Source organism: Candidatus Hydrogenedentota bacterium (assembly GCA_035450225.1).
Lineage (GTDB): Bacteria > Hydrogenedentota > Hydrogenedentia > Hydrogenedentales > SLHB01 > DSVR01.
In genome coordinates this window covers 20,887-39,066 of the sequence record DAOTMJ010000035.1, presented here as the reverse complement: position 1 = coordinate 39,066, position 18,180 = coordinate 20,887, and the positions used below count along the sequence as shown (strand labels likewise).

Annotated in this window: 12 protein-coding genes; 7 read left to right on the top strand and 5 right to left on the bottom strand. The window is 60.0% G+C overall.

Going from position 1 to position 18,180, the window contains the following annotated elements:
* Window positions 1-103: 103 nt before the first annotated feature.
* From P5540_15590 to P5540_15570, 5 genes are all read left to right on the top strand, one after another.
* Window positions 104-3,436 carry a polysaccharide lyase family protein gene (locus P5540_15590; GenBank protein ID HRT66240.1) on the top strand — a complete coding sequence of 1,111 codons (3,333 nt, stop codon included), beginning with the start codon at window positions 104-106 and terminating at the stop codon, window positions 3,434-3,436.
* A gap of 24 nt (window positions 3,437-3,460) precedes the next feature.
* Window positions 3,461-4,684 (top strand): uroporphyrinogen decarboxylase family protein, encoded by a 1,224-nt coding sequence (locus P5540_15585; GenBank protein HRT66239.1) that lies wholly within the window; start codon window positions 3,461-3,463, stop codon window positions 4,682-4,684.
* 18 nt (window positions 4,685-4,702) lie between these two features.
* Window positions 4,703-6,508, top strand: a complete 1,806-nt coding sequence (locus P5540_15580) for a hypothetical protein (protein ID HRT66238.1) — start codon at window positions 4,703-4,705, stop codon at window positions 6,506-6,508.
* Window positions 6,509-6,759: 251 nt separating this feature from the next.
* Window positions 6,760-9,687 (top strand): O-antigen ligase family protein, encoded by a 2,928-nt coding sequence (locus P5540_15575; GenBank protein ID HRT66237.1) that lies wholly within the window; start codon window positions 6,760-6,762, stop codon window positions 9,685-9,687.
* The gene (locus P5540_15570; GenBank protein HRT66236.1) at window positions 9,684-10,487 is read left to right on the top strand and encodes a hypothetical protein; all 804 of its coding nucleotides are present in this window, start codon (window positions 9,684-9,686) and stop codon (window positions 10,485-10,487) included. Before P5540_15575 ends, P5540_15570 begins: the two co-directional genes overlap by 4 nt.
* A 20-nt stretch (window positions 10,488-10,507) precedes the next feature.
* Here the strand turns inward: P5540_15570 and P5540_15565 are convergent, their stop codons facing one another.
* From P5540_15565 to P5540_15545, 5 genes are all read right to left on the bottom strand, one after another.
* A complete protein-coding gene (locus P5540_15565; protein ID HRT66235.1) occupies window positions 10,508-11,392 on the bottom strand; it encodes a Gfo/Idh/MocA family oxidoreductase in 885 nt (294 codons plus the stop codon).
* Window positions 11,393-11,486: 94 nt separating this feature from the next.
* Window positions 11,487-11,750, bottom strand: a complete 264-nt coding sequence (locus tag P5540_15560; GenBank protein ID HRT66234.1) for a hypothetical protein — start codon at window positions 11,748-11,750, stop codon at window positions 11,487-11,489.
* Window positions 11,751-12,479: 729 nt separating this feature from the next.
* Window positions 12,480-13,460 carry a hypothetical protein gene (locus P5540_15555; protein HRT66233.1) on the bottom strand — a complete coding sequence of 327 codons (981 nt, stop codon included), beginning with the start codon at window positions 13,458-13,460 and terminating at the stop codon, window positions 12,480-12,482.
* Window positions 13,461-13,665: 205 nt separating this feature from the next.
* Window positions 13,666-13,827, bottom strand: coding sequence for a hypothetical protein (locus P5540_15550; GenBank protein ID HRT66232.1), 162 nt, complete (start codon window positions 13,825-13,827; stop codon window positions 13,666-13,668).
* A 42-nt stretch (window positions 13,828-13,869) separates the two neighbouring features.
* A complete protein-coding gene (locus tag P5540_15545; GenBank protein HRT66231.1) occupies window positions 13,870-14,403 on the bottom strand; it encodes a hypothetical protein in 534 nt (177 codons plus the stop codon).
* Window positions 14,404-15,128: 725 nt separating this feature from the next.
* Here P5540_15545 and P5540_15540 point away from each other — a divergent pair.
* Window positions 15,129-15,719 carry an HNH endonuclease gene (locus tag P5540_15540; GenBank protein HRT66230.1) on the top strand — a complete coding sequence of 197 codons (591 nt, stop codon included), beginning with the start codon at window positions 15,129-15,131 and terminating at the stop codon, window positions 15,717-15,719.
* A 3-nt stretch (window positions 15,720-15,722) separates the two neighbouring features.
* Window positions 15,723-18,179, top strand: a complete 2,457-nt coding sequence (gene priA, locus P5540_15535; protein ID HRT66229.1) for a primosomal protein N' — start codon at window positions 15,723-15,725, stop codon at window positions 18,177-18,179.
* Window position 18,180 lies beyond the last annotated feature (1 nt).

The window sequence follows — 18,180 nt, the reverse complement described above, 5'->3', positions numbered from 1 at the left end:
ATCTCCATTTCCCAGAAATATCCCCCTATCCCCTTTTTCACGCACCAAAGCGCGGATGAAACGCCAACAACGGAATCAACCCCAAAATAACGGAGCGAACGACATGGTTTCATTGCCGGAACTGAGACGAGGCGTTGTGGTCGTTTTTATCATGGGCTTGTTGTTGTGTCCGGCGTTCGCGCACGCCGGCATGATCTGGAAGATCGGCAAGGCGGACAATTCCTATGCCGAATTCGCGCTTGCGCCGGGCAATTATGCGAACTATTCGGCGGACCCGGTTTATGTGGCCGGGGAATCAACGCCGGAAGCGCATTGGCCGTACGTGCATCCGGGACCGGAGGACAGCTGGGCTGGAGGCCAGTCGCACACGTTCCGCGTCGTTTTCGGACTGCGGGACGCGCCCGCGGCGCCGGCTGTTCTGCATATTGACCTGGTGGACACGCACGGCGCCAATCCGCCGAAAATCCGCGTTTCCGTCAATGGTTCAGAGTCGGAATTCACGCTGTCGGCCGGTGGTTCGGCGGACACCATCGCGAATGCGCCGCATCTCGGCAAGGAATGCAAACTCGACATCCCCGTTCCGGCGGCCGTATTGAAAAAGGGAAACAATGAGGTGTGTATAACCACCGTGGCGGGCAGTTGGCTGCTCTATGACTGGCTAGGATTGAAAACAAGGGGATCCGTGAAGATGACGGCTATCGAGCAAACGATGTTTCTGGGCGAAGCGGAAGGAACGCCGCTGTGCGTCGAATCGAAGGGCAGACTGTTTCAAATCATCCGGCAAAACGTAAGCGTGTTCGGCGGCGAAGTGACGGTGCAACTGGCCGCCAAAGGCGGCGAACCTGTCGAACAGACCCTGGCGCCAGGCGCCCACAAGGTGGAACTGCTCGTGCCGCACGTGTCGGCCGCGGCCGATATCGAAATCGAGGCGCGGACCGCCGCGGGCGTCGTGGGCACGCGCCTCGCCCATGTGCAACCAGCCCGACTGTGGCAGGTCTACCTGCTGCCGCACTCGCACGTGGACATCGGCTACACGCATGTGCAATCGGAGGTCGAACAGAAACAGTGCGATTATTTCGATATGGCGATGGATCTCGCCGAAAAGACGGACCACCATCCGAAAGGCTCGCGGTTCCGGTGGAATTCGGAAGTCATGTGGGCGGTGGACAGTTACCTACGCAAGGCGCCGCCGGAAAAGCGCGCAGCTTTCGTGGAAGCCGTCAAGAAGGGCTGGATCGGCCTCGACGCGCTTTACGGCAATGAATTGACCGCGTTGTGCCGTCCGGAGGAACTCGTCGAATTGACGGGGTATGCGCGGCGAATGCGCGAGACCCACGGCGTGCCGATCGAAGCCGCGATGATCAGCGATGTGCCGGGTTACACGTGGGGTATCGTTCCCGTGCTCGCGCAGAGCGGGATCAAATACTTCTCGATCGGGCCGAACATGGGCCATCGCATTGGATTCACGCTGTCGGCATGGAGCGACCGGCCGTTCTACTGGGTGTCGCCGTCCGGACAGGAAAAGGTATTGTGCTGGGTGACGGGCATGGCGTATTCGGGATTCCACGGCGGCGGCCTCGGCGACGGATCGCGCGTATTGGCCCAACTCGCGCGCCTGGAAAACGCAGGCTACCCCTACGACATGGCATGGTTCCGGTACAACATCGGCGGCGACAACGGTCCGCCCGATCCGCGCGTGGCCGATATTGTCAACGACTGGAACAAACGGTATGCCTATCCAAAATTGATCCTCGCGACGACGCGCGAGTTTTTCGAGGCGTTCGAGCGCGCGTATGGCGACCGGCTGCCATCCGTTTCAGGCGATTTCACGCCGTACTGGGAAGACGGCGCGGCGTCGTCGGCGGTCGAGACGGTCTTGAACCGCGCGGCGGCCGATCGGATCGTACAGGCGTCGGCGCTGTTCGCGATGCGCGCGCCGCAGGAATATGTCCCGAAGGATTTTCAGGAGGCATGGCGCAATGTCATCCTGTACGACGAGCATACATGGGGCGCGCACAACTCGATCAGCGAACCGTTGTGCGATTTCGTAAAACAACAATGGGCGGTCAAACAGGCCTTTGCGCTCGATGCGGACAAGCAGTCGCGCGCATTGCTCGATGCCGCGATCAGGCCGCGGGGCGCGGGCGCGTGGCTCGTCTACAACACGTGTTCGTGGCCGCGCACCGGCTTGGTAACGCTGTCCGGCGAACAGTGCGCGGCGGGCGACCGGGTCATCGGTCCCGGCGACGCGCCCACGCCCTCGCAGCGGCTTTCGACCGGGGAACTTGCGTTTCTGGCAAAGGATGTGCCGCCGTTCGGCGCGAACAAATACCGGATTGTGGCGGGCGAGGCCTATCATGAACAGGCTGCGGAAGCCGTCGAAAACGGCCTGCGCACCGCCTCGTTCACGTTGACGGTTGACGACAAGACCGGCGCGCTTCGCAGTCTCGTCCACGCGGGCATTGAAGGCGATCTCGTGGACACCGAAAAAATGGCCGGCCTGAACGAGTACGTGTACGTCGCGGGCCGCGATCCGAATGCCGAAGGCGCGCGCCGGCGCGTCGAGGCCGCGACGGTCGCCGTGAAGGAAAAGGGACCGCTCGTCGCGTCGTTGCTGATCGAATCCGCCGCGCCGGGCTGCGACGCCCTTTCGCGCAAAGTGCGCGTTATCGCCGGACTCGATTGCGTCGAAATAGTGAACTCGCTCAAGAAGCAGGACGTCTACACGCAGGAGGCGGTCCATTTCGCGTTTCCGTTCCGCGTACCGAATCCGGTTGTCCGCATGGATACGCCGTGGGCGGTCGTGCGGCCCGAAGCCGATCAGACCGCGGGCGCATGCAAGAACTATTTCACCGTGCAGCGGTGGGTGGACGTGTCGAACCAACAATGCGGCGTCACGTGGACCATGCCCGATACACCGCTTATCGAAATCGGCGACATCACGTGCGATCCGACGCGGGTCGGCTGGATGGAGCACGTGGAACCGTCGGCCACGCTCTATGCGTACGTGATGAACAATTACTGGGAGACGAACTACAAGGCCAGCCAGGGCGGAACCGCCGCATTCCGCTATGCCCTGCGCCCGCACGCGTTCTTCGATGCCGCCCAGGCCGCGCGATGGGGCGTCGAAGATGCGCAACCCTTGCTAGCCGCGCCCGCGGATGCGTCCTCGCCGGACGTTATATCGAGTCTGCTTACCGTCGAACCTTCGGGTGTCCAGGCCAGTCTGCTGAAACCGGCGGACGACGGCAAGGATCTGATTGTGCGTCTCTACGGCGCATCGGGCCGGCCCGAAGAAGCCCGGCTGCTTTGGCATGGGACAAAAAAATCCAAGATGTGGTTGAGCAATCTTGATGAAAAGAAACTTGAACCCTTGGAGGGCGCCGTGTCCGTGCCGCCGTACGGCATGGTTACCGTGCGCATCAAAGCGGATTGAAGCGGATTCAGGGAGGAAACGGTCATGACCTCGCGCGAACGTGTCTTAACGTCATTGAACCATCGCGAACCGGATTGCGTGCCGATAGACTTCTCGGGTCATCGGTCGAGCGGGATCGCGGCCATCGCCTATGCGCGACTGCGCAAACACCTTGGGTTGCCCGTGAAGACGATTCGCGTGTACGACCCGATCCAGCAACTGGCCATCGTGGACGACGACGTGCTCGACCGGTTCGGCGCCGACACCATCGAATTGGGCCGCGGTTTTGCCTTGTCGGACGACGACTGGCGCGACTGGACGCTGCCCGACGGCACGCCGTGCCAGATGCCCGCGTGGGCGCTGCCGGAACGCGATGGGGACCGCTGGGTCATCCGCGCGGCAACGGGCCGTGAAATCGCGGCGATGCCGCCGGGCGCGCTGTACTTCGAGCAGACGTACTACCCCTATCTGGACCGTGCCAACCTCGACGACATTCCGGGCGCGATGGCCGAATCCATGTGGTGTGCGATCGCCTCGCCGCCGGGACCGCTCGTAGCCGGGCCGGACGGTGGCAAGAAACTCGCCGAAGGCGCGCGGCAGTTGCGCGCAAAGACAGACAAGGCCATCATCGGCCTGTTCGGCGGCAACCTGCTCGAAATGGGCCAGTTCCTCTGGCGCAACGACCGCTTCCTGATGTTGCTCGCGGAAGACCCCGAACAAGTGCATACCTTCCTCGACCGGATCGTCGAAATGCACCTCGCGAACCTTGAACGATTCCTTGGCGCGGTCGGCCCCTATATTGACGTAATCCTGTTTGGCGACGATCTCGGCATGCAGTCCGGCCCCCAGATTTCACCGGACATGTACCGTGAATACTTCAAGCCGCGCCACAAGCGCATGTGGGCGCGCGCAAAGGAACTCGCGAACGTCAAGGTCATGCTGCACTGTTGCGGCGGCGTGCGGGAACTCCTGCCCGATCTGATCGACGCCGGACTCGATGCGATAAATCCGGTGCAGATTTCGTGCGCGGGCATGAGCGCCGACGGACTCAAGCGCGATTTCGGCGGCCAAATGACCTTCTGGGGCGGGGGCTGCGACACGCAGCACATATTGCTCTACGGCACGCCGGACGATGTGCGCCGCCATACCGCGCAACAAGTCCGAACATTGAAACCGGGCGGCGGGTTCGTCTTCCAGCAAGTCCACAACATCTTGGCGGGCGTGCTGCCGGAGAACATCGTCGCCATGTTCGATGCTGTTCGAGGCTAATGCGAAAGGCGTAACGGCGTGACGCTGACTCCCCTCGATATCGTCATCCTCGCGGCCTACCTGGCGTTCGTGATCGGCGTCGGATTCGTCGTGAAACGCCGCGCGGCCAAAGGCATGGAATCGTATTTCCTCGGCGGGCGCACGATGCCGTGGTGGATGCTCGCCATGTCGGGATCGTCCTCGTATTTCGACGTGACGGGCACGATGTGGATCGTCTCGATCCTTGTCGTGTGCGGGTTTCGCGGCATGTGGGTGCAATGGCTGTGGGGGTTCGTGATCGCGGCGTTCTACATGGCCTACATGGGCAAATGGATTCGCCGCAGCGGCGTGTTGACCGGCGCCGAATGGATGGTTCTCCGCTTCGGCAACGGGCGCGGCGGCGAACTCTCGCGCCTGTCGTATACACTCTACGCGATCCTGACATTGTCTGCCTTTCTCGGTTACACGGCGGTCGGCATGGGCAAGTTCGGCTCGCAATTCCTGCCGTTTTCCGACCGAATGTGCGCGGTGCTGATTATCGGCATCACCGGACTGTACGTCGTCCTCGGCGGATTCCGCGGCCTGACCATCGTCGAGTTTTTTCAGACAATCATCCTCAGCGCGGGGGCGCTCCTCATCGCGTATCTCGGGTATCAGTCCTACGGACGCGGCCTTGCGATCCAGCCGCCAGCCGACTGGTATTCGCCGTGGCCGGTGTGGAAACTCGACCGGGCCGTCGCGCCGGATTCGCCGTTCCACATCGCGCCCGATTCGATGTACTACCTCTTCGGCGCGGTCATCCTGACGTACGTCGCGAAGGGCATGCTCCTGTGTTTCAGCGGGCCGGAACAGCTCTTCGATTTTCAGAAGTTTCTCGCGGTGCGCAATCCGCGCGAGGCATCGCTGATGGGCATGCTCTGGGGCGTGTTCCATACCGTCCGGTTTCCGATGGCGATGGGCGTGGCGATTCTCGGTCTCGCGGGAATCGCCGGCGACGCGGATCTCCTCGCGCTCGTCCAGAAAGATCCCGAAAAAGTTATGCCGGTCGTGATCGCGCACCGTTTGCCCGCTGGACTGGTGGGATTCGCACTCGCGGCGCTTGTATCCGCGTTCATGGGCGCTTTCAGCGCGATGGTCAACGGCGGCGCCTCGTACCTTGTGCGCGATGTGTACCAGAACTACCTGCGACCCAAGGCGTCGGACAAGGAACTGATTTACGCGAGCTACGCCGCATCGGTCGCACTGATTTTGACCGGCATCGTCATCTCGCAATTCGCGGACAGCATCAACGCGTTGTTCACGTGGATCATGGCGACGCTCGGCGCGGGCGTTCTCTTGCCTAACGTGTTGCGCTGGTACTGGTGGCGGCTGAACGGTTGGGGCTATTTCGCCGGAACCGCCGCGGGAATGGTCCTGTCGCTGGTCCAAGCCGTCCTCGAACACCAGAAGATTCTCGTGTTGCCCGTTTTTGTAACATTTCCCGCGCTGGCGCTGGCCGTGCTTGTCATCTGTGTGGCAGCCACGCTTCTGACGCCGCCAACGGAATCCGATGTGCTCTCGCGCTTCTACCGGCTCGTCCAGCCTGCCGGCGCGTGGAATCCGGTCGCCGCATACGTCAAGCGCGAAGATCCCTCGTTCCAGCGCGAAAGCGAATTCTCGCGCGATCTCGTATCGCTGGCGCTGGCTGTGCCATGGCTCGGCACGCTCTACGTCGCCCCGATGTACCTTATCACGCATCAATTCGGCGTCGCCGCCGCCGGTGGCGCAATCATCCTGCTGCTGACCGTCGCGCTGGCCTTCACTTGGCTCCGCTGGCTGCCAAGGGAAAATCCACCTTCAACCTGAAACAGACTGTCGAACGCAGTTCCTGCAATCAAACCATGGACGAGTTGGACATCGCAGACCCGGTGGACTTCATCCGGGCGCTGAAACGCCTTGCGGAGCCATACCGACCGCAAAGTCCACCGCGTCCACGAAATAAGCCGGAAGCCTTCGGATTCTACTACCAAATCCAGGATGAATCGTTTGGCGATCCCGCGATGATTTGCTATAGTCGGAACAAGCCAATGACTTGAGACGATGCAGAGGTGTGGATCGTGACGGATGTGGGTGGTTTCGAATTGGACGTGCGGCGCGGGATACGCGTCTTGCTCGCGCTGGGCATGGCGCTCGTCGTGTTGTTGTTGTTTCCGTTGGCGCGCGACCCGACAGAGGCAAAATATCTTATCGCGGCATGGACGGCCCTCCTCGCGGGCATCCTCTTCTGCATTGGCGCATGGAATGGCCAGACGCCGGTCCGGCGTCCATCGCTGCTGACGCTGGCCGTCTTGGCATTCTGGGGCTTCAATCTGTTCTGCGCGGTGATATCGGATCATCCGTGGAACAGTCTGAACGAAATGCGCTGGTGGACCCTCGCGATCATGTTGTATCTGCTGGCGGCACACGCCTTCCGGAAACCGGAGGAATTCTGGGCCTTTGCGGCGGCAGTCTGCGTGGCGGTGGCGTTGTCGAGCATCTACGGCTTCAGCCAGAAATACGGATACGATCCCTTTCCATGGGCGACGCAGAACGTGGAGGAATACAAGCGCCTGCCGGCCACGTTCGGAAATCCGAATTTCGCGGGACATATGCTGGCGCTGTGTATTCCGCTGGCGCTGGCGCTGGGATTGCAACGGAAGTATCGCTGGTGTTGGCTGCCGGCCGGCATCATGCTGGCGCACCTGTATTTCACGCACATGCGCGGCGGGGTTCTTGCCTTGGCGGGCGGCCTCGCGTTCGCCGGCCTTGCGTATGGCATGGCCCGCTTTCGGATGAAACCTGCGCGGGCCATCGTTGCGACGCTGGCGGCGGCGGTCGTCCTCGGAACCATCGGCGCGACCGGCCTGGCGTTCTACTCGAAGGCGCGCACGGGCCATTACATGCCGCTCGACGGATCGCTCCTGCTGCGTTACCAGGGTTACTACGGCTCGTGCAAAATGATCGCCGACCGCCCCCTGTTCGGATGGGGAACGGAAAACTACCGGCTTGAAAATCCCCGCTACTGGACGCCCTACGAACAGCATTGGTACGCCGTCCAGCATAAAATGAATTTTCACGTCCACAACGATTTTTTAGAGGCAGGCGTGGACGCGGGCATTCCCGGCGCGGCACTGTACATCCTGTTTCTGGCATGCGGGATTGTGTACGGTCTGGCCGTCTTTTTCCACGCAACGGAATCCGGCCGGCGGCGTCTTGGCCTGGTGCTGGCCGCCTGCTTCACGATTTTCGCGATAGACGGCCTTTTCGGCTTCAACGCGCGCGTGCCCGTGTCGCGCATGTTCATTTTCCTGCTGGCCGGCGCGCTGGAAGGCACATCGGCCCTCCGCCGAAACAAGCCTTTTCTCCCCCGCCCCTCGTTGTGGGCATTGGCTCTGCTGGCTGTCGCGTCCGTTTGCGCGGTCGTCGAAATGCGCTATTTCATCGGACAATACCTTTATCAGCAGGCCCAGGGCGCCAAGCGGTACAACCGCCCTGATATCGCCATGGACTGCCTGACGCGGGGGCGCCGGCTCATTCCCTGGAGTTCGCACTTTCCCCGTGAATTGGGACTCTTGGAAATGATGCGGGGCCAGCCGTTGCGCGCCATTCCGCTCTTCGAGGATGCGCTGGCCCGCAATCCCTGCGAAATTCAGAGCATGGTGTGGCTGGGCCGCGCCTATCTCAGCCGGGCATCGCTCATGCAGATGCGCACGAAGCCGGAAGCGCTCGACGCGGGGGAAATGACAAAGGCCATTGACCAAGCGCTGGACATCGGCCGCAAGGCCCTCGATCTCTGCATCGAAGCGTCGGAAACGCATGAACTGATGGCGCGCGCATACCGCGTGCGCGGCGACTGGCTCGTGCGCACCGCCCCCGAATCGCCCGACATTTCCGCCGCCTCGCGCAAAATCGTCGAACACGGACAACAGGCCCTCTTCTACGGGTACGCCCGGCCGGGGGAAGTGCACCGACTCATCGCGAGCGCGTACGAACAGCTCGGGGAACTCGACGAAGCCCAAAAATCGTACCGCCTTGCGGTCGAAGCCGCCATCGGCGACGAGCGGATATGGCAGTTGTTCTTCGATTTCGCGCAAAGCAACAAGCGGTATCCGGCCTTCCTTCGCGCGGCCGAATGGGCCATGGAGCGCCTGGGGACGGTCAACGATGCGCGGGCCAGCGTGTTGGCGTCGCTGGCCATCTGGTCGGCGCAGGCCTATGTCGCAACGGACACGGAACTCGACCGGGTCCAGCGGATGATTGAACGCGCGCTGAAATGGGCCCCCGGCCGCCTCGACGCGTGGAACGCCCTGGCCGCCACAACGACAACCGGCGATCGCACCGCGCGGATTCGGGCGCGGATCGAAAAGGCGCGGGACGATCTCAAGGCCGCGGGCAAAGCCGAACTGATTCCACCGCTCCAGGCCCTCCTGCAAATCTGGCAAACGAACGGCGCCGCGCTGCCCGAAGCAACCCGAACCATCGCACAGGCCTGCCAGGAACGCGGAAAAACCATACCGCCGCAAGGTCTAGGCATCGAATTCGGCTGGATGGCGGATCTGTGCGCGGAAGCGCTGGAAACCGCCGCGCTTCAACCGCCGCAGCGTTCTGAAACGCTGGTCAATCTGGGGAAAATCTTCATGTTGATCGGCGCGTGGGAACACGCCGACAATGCCTTTGCGCTGGCATTGCCCGGACTGCGGGACGAGCCGTATGCCGATTGCCTGCTCAAGCGGGCGGAAGCGCTGGGATTCCGGGACAAGTGGGCCGAGGCCCTTGCCCTGGCACGGCAGGCCCTTCAACTCTCTCCCGGCAGTTTTCGCATCCATCTCGACGCGGCCCGGTTTTTCGCGCGCGCCGGCAACAAGGATGAGGCGAGGAAGTGCTATGCCGCGCTGCTTCAATGGCCGAATCTCGACAACACCTCGCGCCAATCGCTGAAACAGGAGGCCGGCGCGCTTGAAACCGACGAAACGTTCGGGCAGGCGGGAAAGGAATCCGAACCATGAAAAGGAACCGGAAAAATCGCGGCGTCCCGGCGGCTCCCGAAGCGCCGCCTGTTCCCATGCCGGACGACGAACCCGCGCCGTGGGAATGGACGCGCGGCCTGACGGGGATTGTGGCCGGCCTAACGCTGGCCGCCCTGATTGCGTTCATGGCCGGCGTGGGCGCTTTTGCACGGCATGGCGACGCCCTTGTGCGCGACATGGATCGCGCCGTGGCCGGCGTCGCCCACGAACAGGCCATTCGTTTCGAGCGCGCCGGTGATTACGCCAAGGCCAAGGAAGCCTACCTGCTTGCCCTTGAGGGGCGTTTCGACGACCGCAATGCCCGCGCCGACGCCCTGATGCGCCTGGGCCGCATGTTGCGCTGGCACGAGAGCCCCGAAGCGGGGTTGCCCTATCTGCGCCAGGCGCTGGCGGATCCGGGACACGACATGGCCATCTACGACGTACTGTGCGAGGCCCTGATTGCCGCCAACGCGCACGAGGAATTGACGAGCACGGCCCGCCAATACTTCGAAGACGCCGGAAAGGCCAAGGACAACGAATTGCGCGCGCAGGCCAAGTATTTCGAGGGCCGCGGATTGCTCGCGCTGGGTGAAAAGGAAAAAGCGCTCGACGCTTTCATTGAATCCGAAACGATTCGAGGCGGCGGCCTCGGCGCCTGCGAAGCCGGCATCCTGCTCTACAACATGGGTCAGATCGAACGCGCCAAAGGCTACCTTGAGACATGCGCCTACGCCAGCGGCAGCAGCCAATCCGAATACGCCGCCCAACTGCTCAAGCGCATCGCGGAGGGTTCCTAAGGCGGATCAGCCGCATTGAATCAGTCCAGTTCCTCGATTGAAACCTCGCGGTTCTCCTTGAGCGAACGGTTGACGGCCGCGAGAATTTTGACCGGCTCCAGCAATTGTTCGGGCGTAAGCGGCCATTGGCCGGTCCGAAGAGTCCGCATGATGACCTGCATGCCATCGTAATAGCACGTGGCGCTGTCCACGGTGTGCGCTTTCCATCCGTCTTTTCCAAACGCCGCCAGATGAAACACATAGGCGGCGTTGCCCAGGAAGTTCAACACGACCATCGGACCGTCCTTGAACAGGCACGTGGCCACGACGTTGCCGCCGTGAAGCGTCGCCCGGACGCGTTCGCACCCATACCCCCACACGGCGTTCATCAACTCGACGGCATGAATACCGTAGAAAAAAATCCCGCCGTATTCGCTGTCGAGTTGGGCCGGCCCCGTGGACATGCCCGCCGTGAGCACGCCCGCCGTCTTCTTCAATTCGGCAATATATTCGACGACGTTCGCCGCGTAACGGAGCGTCGAAAAGGACGTAAACCCGACGTTGGCCTTTTGCGCGGCGTCAATCAGGATTCGGGCGTCGCCGACGCTGCACGCCAACGGCTTGTCCACAAAAGCAGGGATGCCGGCTTCCAGAAAAGGCCGCACGTCCGGCATATGCCTTGCCCCGTGCCGCCAGACACAGAGAATGCCGTCCACATGGCCGATCATCGCCTCCTTGTCGCCCACGACATGCGGGATTTTGCCGGCCGCGGCAACCTCCTCGGTGCGTTTGGGATCGGTCCCGTAAATATGCGTCACGCGCACATCGTCAATACGAAGGCCATTGATTCCCTCGTCCAGATTGGCCAGCTTCGAAAACGCCTCCGCGTGGCTGTTGTCCGAACCAACGATGCCCAGGCGAAACATGGCGCCATTCCTCCCTCTGTGTCGTAAGGTCCGCATGCGCCCCGCCGGGCAGGGATTACGCCCTTGCCCGGCTTTTCATGAAAGAGGCCGCCCCTTATTTTGCGGCCGTCTTGGAACGGGCCGACGCGCGTTTTTTGGCCGGCGCCGCGCAGGCGCATTCGCCTTCGCAGAAAAAGGTTTTCGACGCCTCAAGCAGATTGCCAAGGTTCCGCTTGTTTTCATCCGTCAACTCGACGCCGAGCGCCGCGGCCTTCCCCAAAAATCCTTCCCATTCCTCGTGGCACCACTGGCCCTTGTGTTCAATGACAAATGCCGCCACCAACTCAAGCACTTTTTGCAGCGTGGTCTTTTTAGCCATGATCCAAATCTCCTTCGTTGTCCCGGCACAAGGCCGGGATTCGCCCTGGTTGCCATCCGCGACGGTTTCGCAAATCAAACCGGTCAAACAAAAAACCGTTGCACAAAGATAAACGCCGAACCGCCGGATATCGTAAAACAGACGCCACGGGCTCCCGCAATTCAATAAACCGTTTTATCAAGCCAATTATACCCTATCCCCGACAAAATACAACCCATAAACCGCGGGTTATGCTAAAAAAAGTTCTACAAAAAGAGGGTATGATGTACTCCGTAATTTGAGACTAAACAAACTGTGAAGGAGAAGACACCATGCCCAGAAAACAGGATAGCACGAAGAGGTTGGAATGGAAAGAGTTGCTTGCGACGAATGGGGATTTCTTGCGTCCGTTAGTGCAGGCAGTGCTGCAAGAAGTTCTTGAGGCGTAGATGACGGAAACGTTACAGGCCGGCAAGTGAAGTTGCCCCCATTTGTTGGGCAGTGGCTAAGTAAAGACTCGGCGGCTTGAGCCGTCGGATCGCCACGCGGACACTGTCCAAAAAATGGGGGCAACTTCATTCCAATCCGTGGCCATACAAAGAACGACCCCAAGTAAATTGAACTTCCACGGATCCTCGCTTCTGAATAATCGGCATGGCGCCGAGTGGTCTAAGGCATCTTCGAAGGCTGGCTAAGCGTTCTAAGTACGATCCCCAGCCTCGAGATCTGTTTATTCTACTCGCGGCAAAACTATTGGCGAAATCCGCGACGCTGGCGGAACCCGCGCATCCGGGGCCCGTCTTTAAAAGGAACATTCGAGAAGAACGCCGCGTGAACACACGTGTCTTCGCAGACTAATGCTGAACCACAGACTTCGCGACCCTCGTAACGAAGATCAGATCCAAGCCCCACAGAAGGAAAGCTTGCCTCCGAACAGCCGAGAACTTGCCCAATGAACTGATGAACAACATCTGGGCTTGGAAGACGAGGGTCCTCGTCATTTCGAGGCATGGAATCAATTACGTAACTCCTCAGTAATTTGCTGTGAAGTTCGGAATACGCCTCTGGACGCGACACAAGGTCCAGTCCGACAACTGCCCTGTCAATCAAGAATACGAGACCACGTTGATTCTCGACTTTGGGAAACGCCTCCAGGCAGTCATTCAATTCGTTCTTCTTGTCTTCGAATACATCGCGCATCGCATCGGTCTCTGAGCAAACGCCAGCCGATGCGCAGAGAGCATCTATTTCATCCCATATTTCGACTTGATCGGAAAAAAACTCGTGGGACTGATTCAAAGACGCGGATACGGACCGGTTTTTCATTGCGCGAATGTTCCGCGCCATCATAACGTCAGAATCCATAAACTCCCTCGTGGCGTACGACCAGCGGCCACGTTCCGTGCAACTGACGTTGATGACCGTCTTGCTCATTGCCTTCAGAAGAACGGTCGTGTTTAGTACTCGATTCTGCTTGGCCCCCGCCAATTCCTCCCCATCAAGAAGGAGAACCGCCACCTCACCGGAGTTGATCACCCTTACATCAGGTACCGAGCCGCTTTCTGACACTTCCTCGATTTTCAAGATGCCTTTCTGTAGTGCGGAACCCATCGTGATATAGTCGGGCCCTGCGGTTCCGTTCCCCAGAATTGGAAAGGCAGCCAAGTTATGGAATGTCTGAATTTCTCCGAGACGTATACCTTTCAAAGTGGTTTCCACTGTTACGTTCATGATTGACTTCCTCCATGGCTCTATAGCCTGTAGTTCCGGCTGCGAGAACTCACCGGGGCAAATGCCTACGAATGGTCCCATATTCATGATTCCATTCTAGCGTTGTTTACCACGAAGGGCACGAAGAACACGAAGAGTACAATCATGTCTATTCTCCGCGTGCCTCTGCGTTCTCCACGTTAGGATAATACACCCTCAAAACAACTCATCCTCTTCTTGTAGCTTCTTCTCCTTCTTCGTGGCCTTCGTGCGCTTCGTGGTGGATGACTTCTTTTCCACCGCCATCCGCGTTGGCAAAACCACAAACCCATCGCAGATATTCATCACGCCAGGACTCTTTCCATTCGACGCGCTGATTTTCACTCATGCCGGTGCTCCTGGCGCAAAGGTACTTCTTCTTTTACCACGCCTAGTCGATGCGAACTTTCTTAATCTCATAAACAAACTCTGGCCTGTTGGCGTATTCCAATGCCTCGTCCCATAGTGGGTTTGTGCGGTCGTTAAGGTTATTTGCAAGGGCTTTTATTTCCGGTGGTGCATCCTCCCGGAAAAAGTCTTTGATGCTTCGCTCTTTATTGTAGGCTATACCTGTTATCTTGAATTTCCGTGGAGCCACGTTCTTTGACTTCTGCTGTTGAATGTCCTGATGCGCGGTTTCCCATGTTATGGCACGTACCATCAAGACGTAACTGCGCTTGTCAAATTTGCCATCAATGATGTAGGCGGATTCTGAGGGATACTCCGGTTGTATTATTCGTTTGTACAGGCCGCCAACCACGAATCGAAAATGTAAAGGATCCGAGGATATCTCATATCGTCGGCAGTCGAAAACATCTATCCAATGTCCTCTTGCTTGAGTAAGATGCTTTTTCACAAAGAGAACGGCACGGGCCTCATCTGTTTTGGCGTAATCGAGATATTTACTGAGTAGATTTTCGTCCATAGTTCAAGATGTCCTGGAATCCGCGCATAATGGCTGACCACGAAGAGCACGAAGAACACGAAGAGTACAATTGTACCGGTTCAGCGGAAATTGGACAATCGCCGGTTTTTCTAAGCGACTACAGTCGGTCGTAGCCGCCGGTTCAATGGTGCGTTTTTTGAGGCCTAGGCGGTCTATCAATCCGATGAGTTGTAGGGGGACGTGAGAGGGTTGCTCCCGCGCCCTTCCTGTCGTACGACAGGACTCATCGTCTCGATGAGTCGCACCGGGGTATCCCTTGGCCGGCTCCTCGCCAGGATTGCCGGCCTCCGTTTCGCCCGGCAGGGTTAGTTTGCCACAACGCACGGCCATGAGCAAGCGTTTTCTGCGAACACCTCCTTCTATGAGAGCCTCTATATACGTAGAGGCTGTTATGCACTCTGGACGGTACCGAAAGTGTGAAGACTCATCCAAGATGACGCCCTTTTTCCTTCTTGGTTGCTTTCCGATACCGTTCACGCGTCGCCTTTGTTACCGTTCTGCGTTCTGCCATCTTGAACCGCATGGGAACTACCTCCCTTACCGGAAGAATAATCCCATTCGGTCAAATCTCTCAACCCATTTCGAGTAGATTTCTTCCGTGAGGCAACGAATCCCGTTCGAGTAGATTTATTATGAGGCAACTCGTGGATTTGCATCCGCGATGGAAGAGGGCTATACTTCAACGCGAAAGTGAGCGAAACCCAATGGAGGCTCAGGTATTAGTTCTGAATCGGTCGTGGGTGGCGGTGCAAATCGCTTCGGCACGTCGCGCGCTTTCTCTGCTCTACCAGGGGATTGCCCGAGCGGTTCACCCGACGGACTATTCGCTATACGATTTCGACAATTGGTGTGATTTGTCGCGCGCGGCGGAGACGGGCCATTTCATCCATACCGTCAATTTCCGCATCCGTGTGCCGGAAGTCGTTCTTCTGCGGGTATATAACGGTTTCGTGCAGCACGACGTGCGCTTTTCGCGCCGCAACATTTTCGAGCGCGACAAAAACACGTGCCAGTATTGCGGACGGCGCGTCGCCAAGGCCGAACTGACCATTGACCACGTTGTGCCGCGTTCGCGGGGGGGGTACGATTGCTGGGAGAACCTTGTGCTGGCGTGCATGGCGTGCAACGTGCGCAAGGCCAACCGCACGCCCGAAGAAGCCCACATGCCGCTTATCCGGAAGCCCGCCAAGCCGACATGGCTGCCGCAGTTGGGCGCCCGCGTGCCGACGAGCCAGTTGATGAGTTGGCAACGATTCGTGGACACGGCGTATTGGGACGTCGAACTGCGGGAATAGCGCATGGCCGCGCATCCTTTCGCGGAAGTCGCCCTGCCGCTTCCGGTCGATCGCCTTTTCACCTATGCCATTCCCGACGCGCTTGCGGATCGCGCCGTCCCAGGGATGCGCGTTATCGTGCCGTTGCGCAACAAGATTGAGACGGGCTACATCGTATCCTTGTCCGATTCATCGCCGGTCGAGTCGCCGCGCCGCATCATCGATCTGCCGGATCGAAAGCCGATCTTCGCATCGGACATGATCCGTCTCTGCCGCTGGATCGCCGACTACTATTGCTGCTCGTTCGGCGAGGCCCTTCAAACCGCCGTGCCGGCGGGACTCAAAATGCGCACGACGATGCGCTACACGCTTCAAACCGAATTGTTGACGGGGGGCCGCTACTCCGATCGCCAGCGTAGGGTCATCGCGGAACTGTTCAACCGCGGACCGCTGACGGACGCGCAACTCGCCGCCGCCGTCGGGCGCGCATCCCTGAGCAACACGCTCCAGTCGCTCGTCGCGCGCGGCGTGCTGTTCGCCGAGCCGGTTGTCACGGGGCCGGGGGTTTCGATTGCCGCGGAGACGTATGCCCGGCTGATCGAGGAAAACGTACCCGGCGCCGAGGAACTCGAACGTCTTCAGCGTACCGCGCCAAAACAGGCCGCAGTCTATCTCGATCTCCTGCACAACGATCCGGATCAACCCGCCGCGCTGCTTCATCAAAAGCACGACGTGACGTCCGCCGTGTTGGCGGCGCTCGAAAAGCGCGGGTTTATCGAACGGTACAATCGTGAATACTGGCGTGAGCCGGAATTTCACGCCGATCCGCGCGCCCGGGAAAAATTGCGCCTGAACGCAGAGCAGCAAGCCGCGTTCGACGCCATTTCAGGCGCGATGGCGCGCGGGGAATTCAAAACCTTTCTGCTGCACGGCGTGACGGGTTCCGGCAAAACGGAGGTCTATCTTCAAGCCATCGAATACGCGTTGTCGCTCGATCGCGGCGCCATCCTGCTCGTGCCCGAAATTTCACTGACGCCGCAGACCGTCGGTCGTTTCGTCGCGCGGTTCCAGGAACGGATTGCCGTGCTCCACAGCGCGCTAGGCAAAGGCGAGCGGTACGACGAATGGCGCCGCGCGCAATCCGGCGAAGTCCGCATCGTCGTCGGCGCCCGCTCGGCCATCTTCGCGCCGCTGCACCGCCTCGGCATCGTCATCGTGGACGAAGAGCACGACACGTCGTACAAGCAGGGCGATACGCCGCGCTACCACGCGCGCGACGTGGCCGTCATGCGCGCGAAAATGGCCGGCGCCGTCTGCGTACTCGGCTCCGCGACGCCCTCCATCGAGTCCTACTATAATACCGAAATCGAAAAATTCACCCGCTTGAATCTTCCGAATCGCGCGACGCGCGGTCACCTGCCCCAGGTCCGGCTCGTGGACATGCGCGTCGAAACCAAGGAACTCGGCGGACAGGTCATTCTGTCGCGGATTCTCGAGGAGGAAATCAACCGCCGCGTGGACGCCCGCGAACAGGTCATCCTGCTGCTGAACCGGCGCGGCCATTCCCCCTTCGTGCTGTGTCCGAAATGCGGATGGGTGGCAGAATGCACCGAATGCAGCGTTAGTCTCACGTACCATGCCCGAGGCGCGTTCTTGGGTTGCCACTATTGCAACGCGCGCCGAGAGATTCCGCCCGTATGCGGCGATTGCGGTTTCAATCCGTTGCTGTTCCTCGGCACGGGCACGCAAAAGGTCGAGGAGTATCTCATGCGCGCGTTTCGCGAAGCGCGTGTCGAGCGGATGGACGCCGACACGACGGCGGGTAAGGGCGGCCATGCGAAAATCCTCGGCCGTTTTGCGGCGGGCGACATAGATATCCTTATCGGCACACAGATGATCGCCAAAGGACACGATTATCCCGGCGTAACGCTCGTCGGCGTGCTCAATGCCGACACAAGCCTGGCGCTGCCCGATTTCCGCGCCGCCGAGCAAACTTTTCAACTCATCACCCAAGTCGCCGGGCGCGCCGGACGTGGCGACCGGCCCGGCGAGGTTGTCGTGCAGACCTACCGCCCGAACCATTACGCCATCCAGGCCGCCATGCGCCACGATTACGCGGCCTTCTACGCCCGGGAAATTGCCGAACGCAGAGCCGCCGCCTATCCGCCCATCCGGCGCATGGCCAACTTCGCCGTCGAATGCGAAAAGCCCGACCTCGCCGGTCAAGCCGCCGGATTGATCAAGCGCATTGTCCGCGAACAGATCGAAACCCTCGGATTCAAGGGTGTCGAGACCATCGGGCCGGCCCCCGCCATTGTCGCGCGCGTCATGAACAAATACCGATGGAACCTCGGCGTGCTGTCGCGCAGCGCGAAACGCCTCAACGCCCTTGCCCGCGCCGCTCGCGAGGAATTTCACGCCCGGCCCGACATGGGCGCCGTACAACTCAAAGTGGATCTCGATCCCCACGGCATCTTTTGAA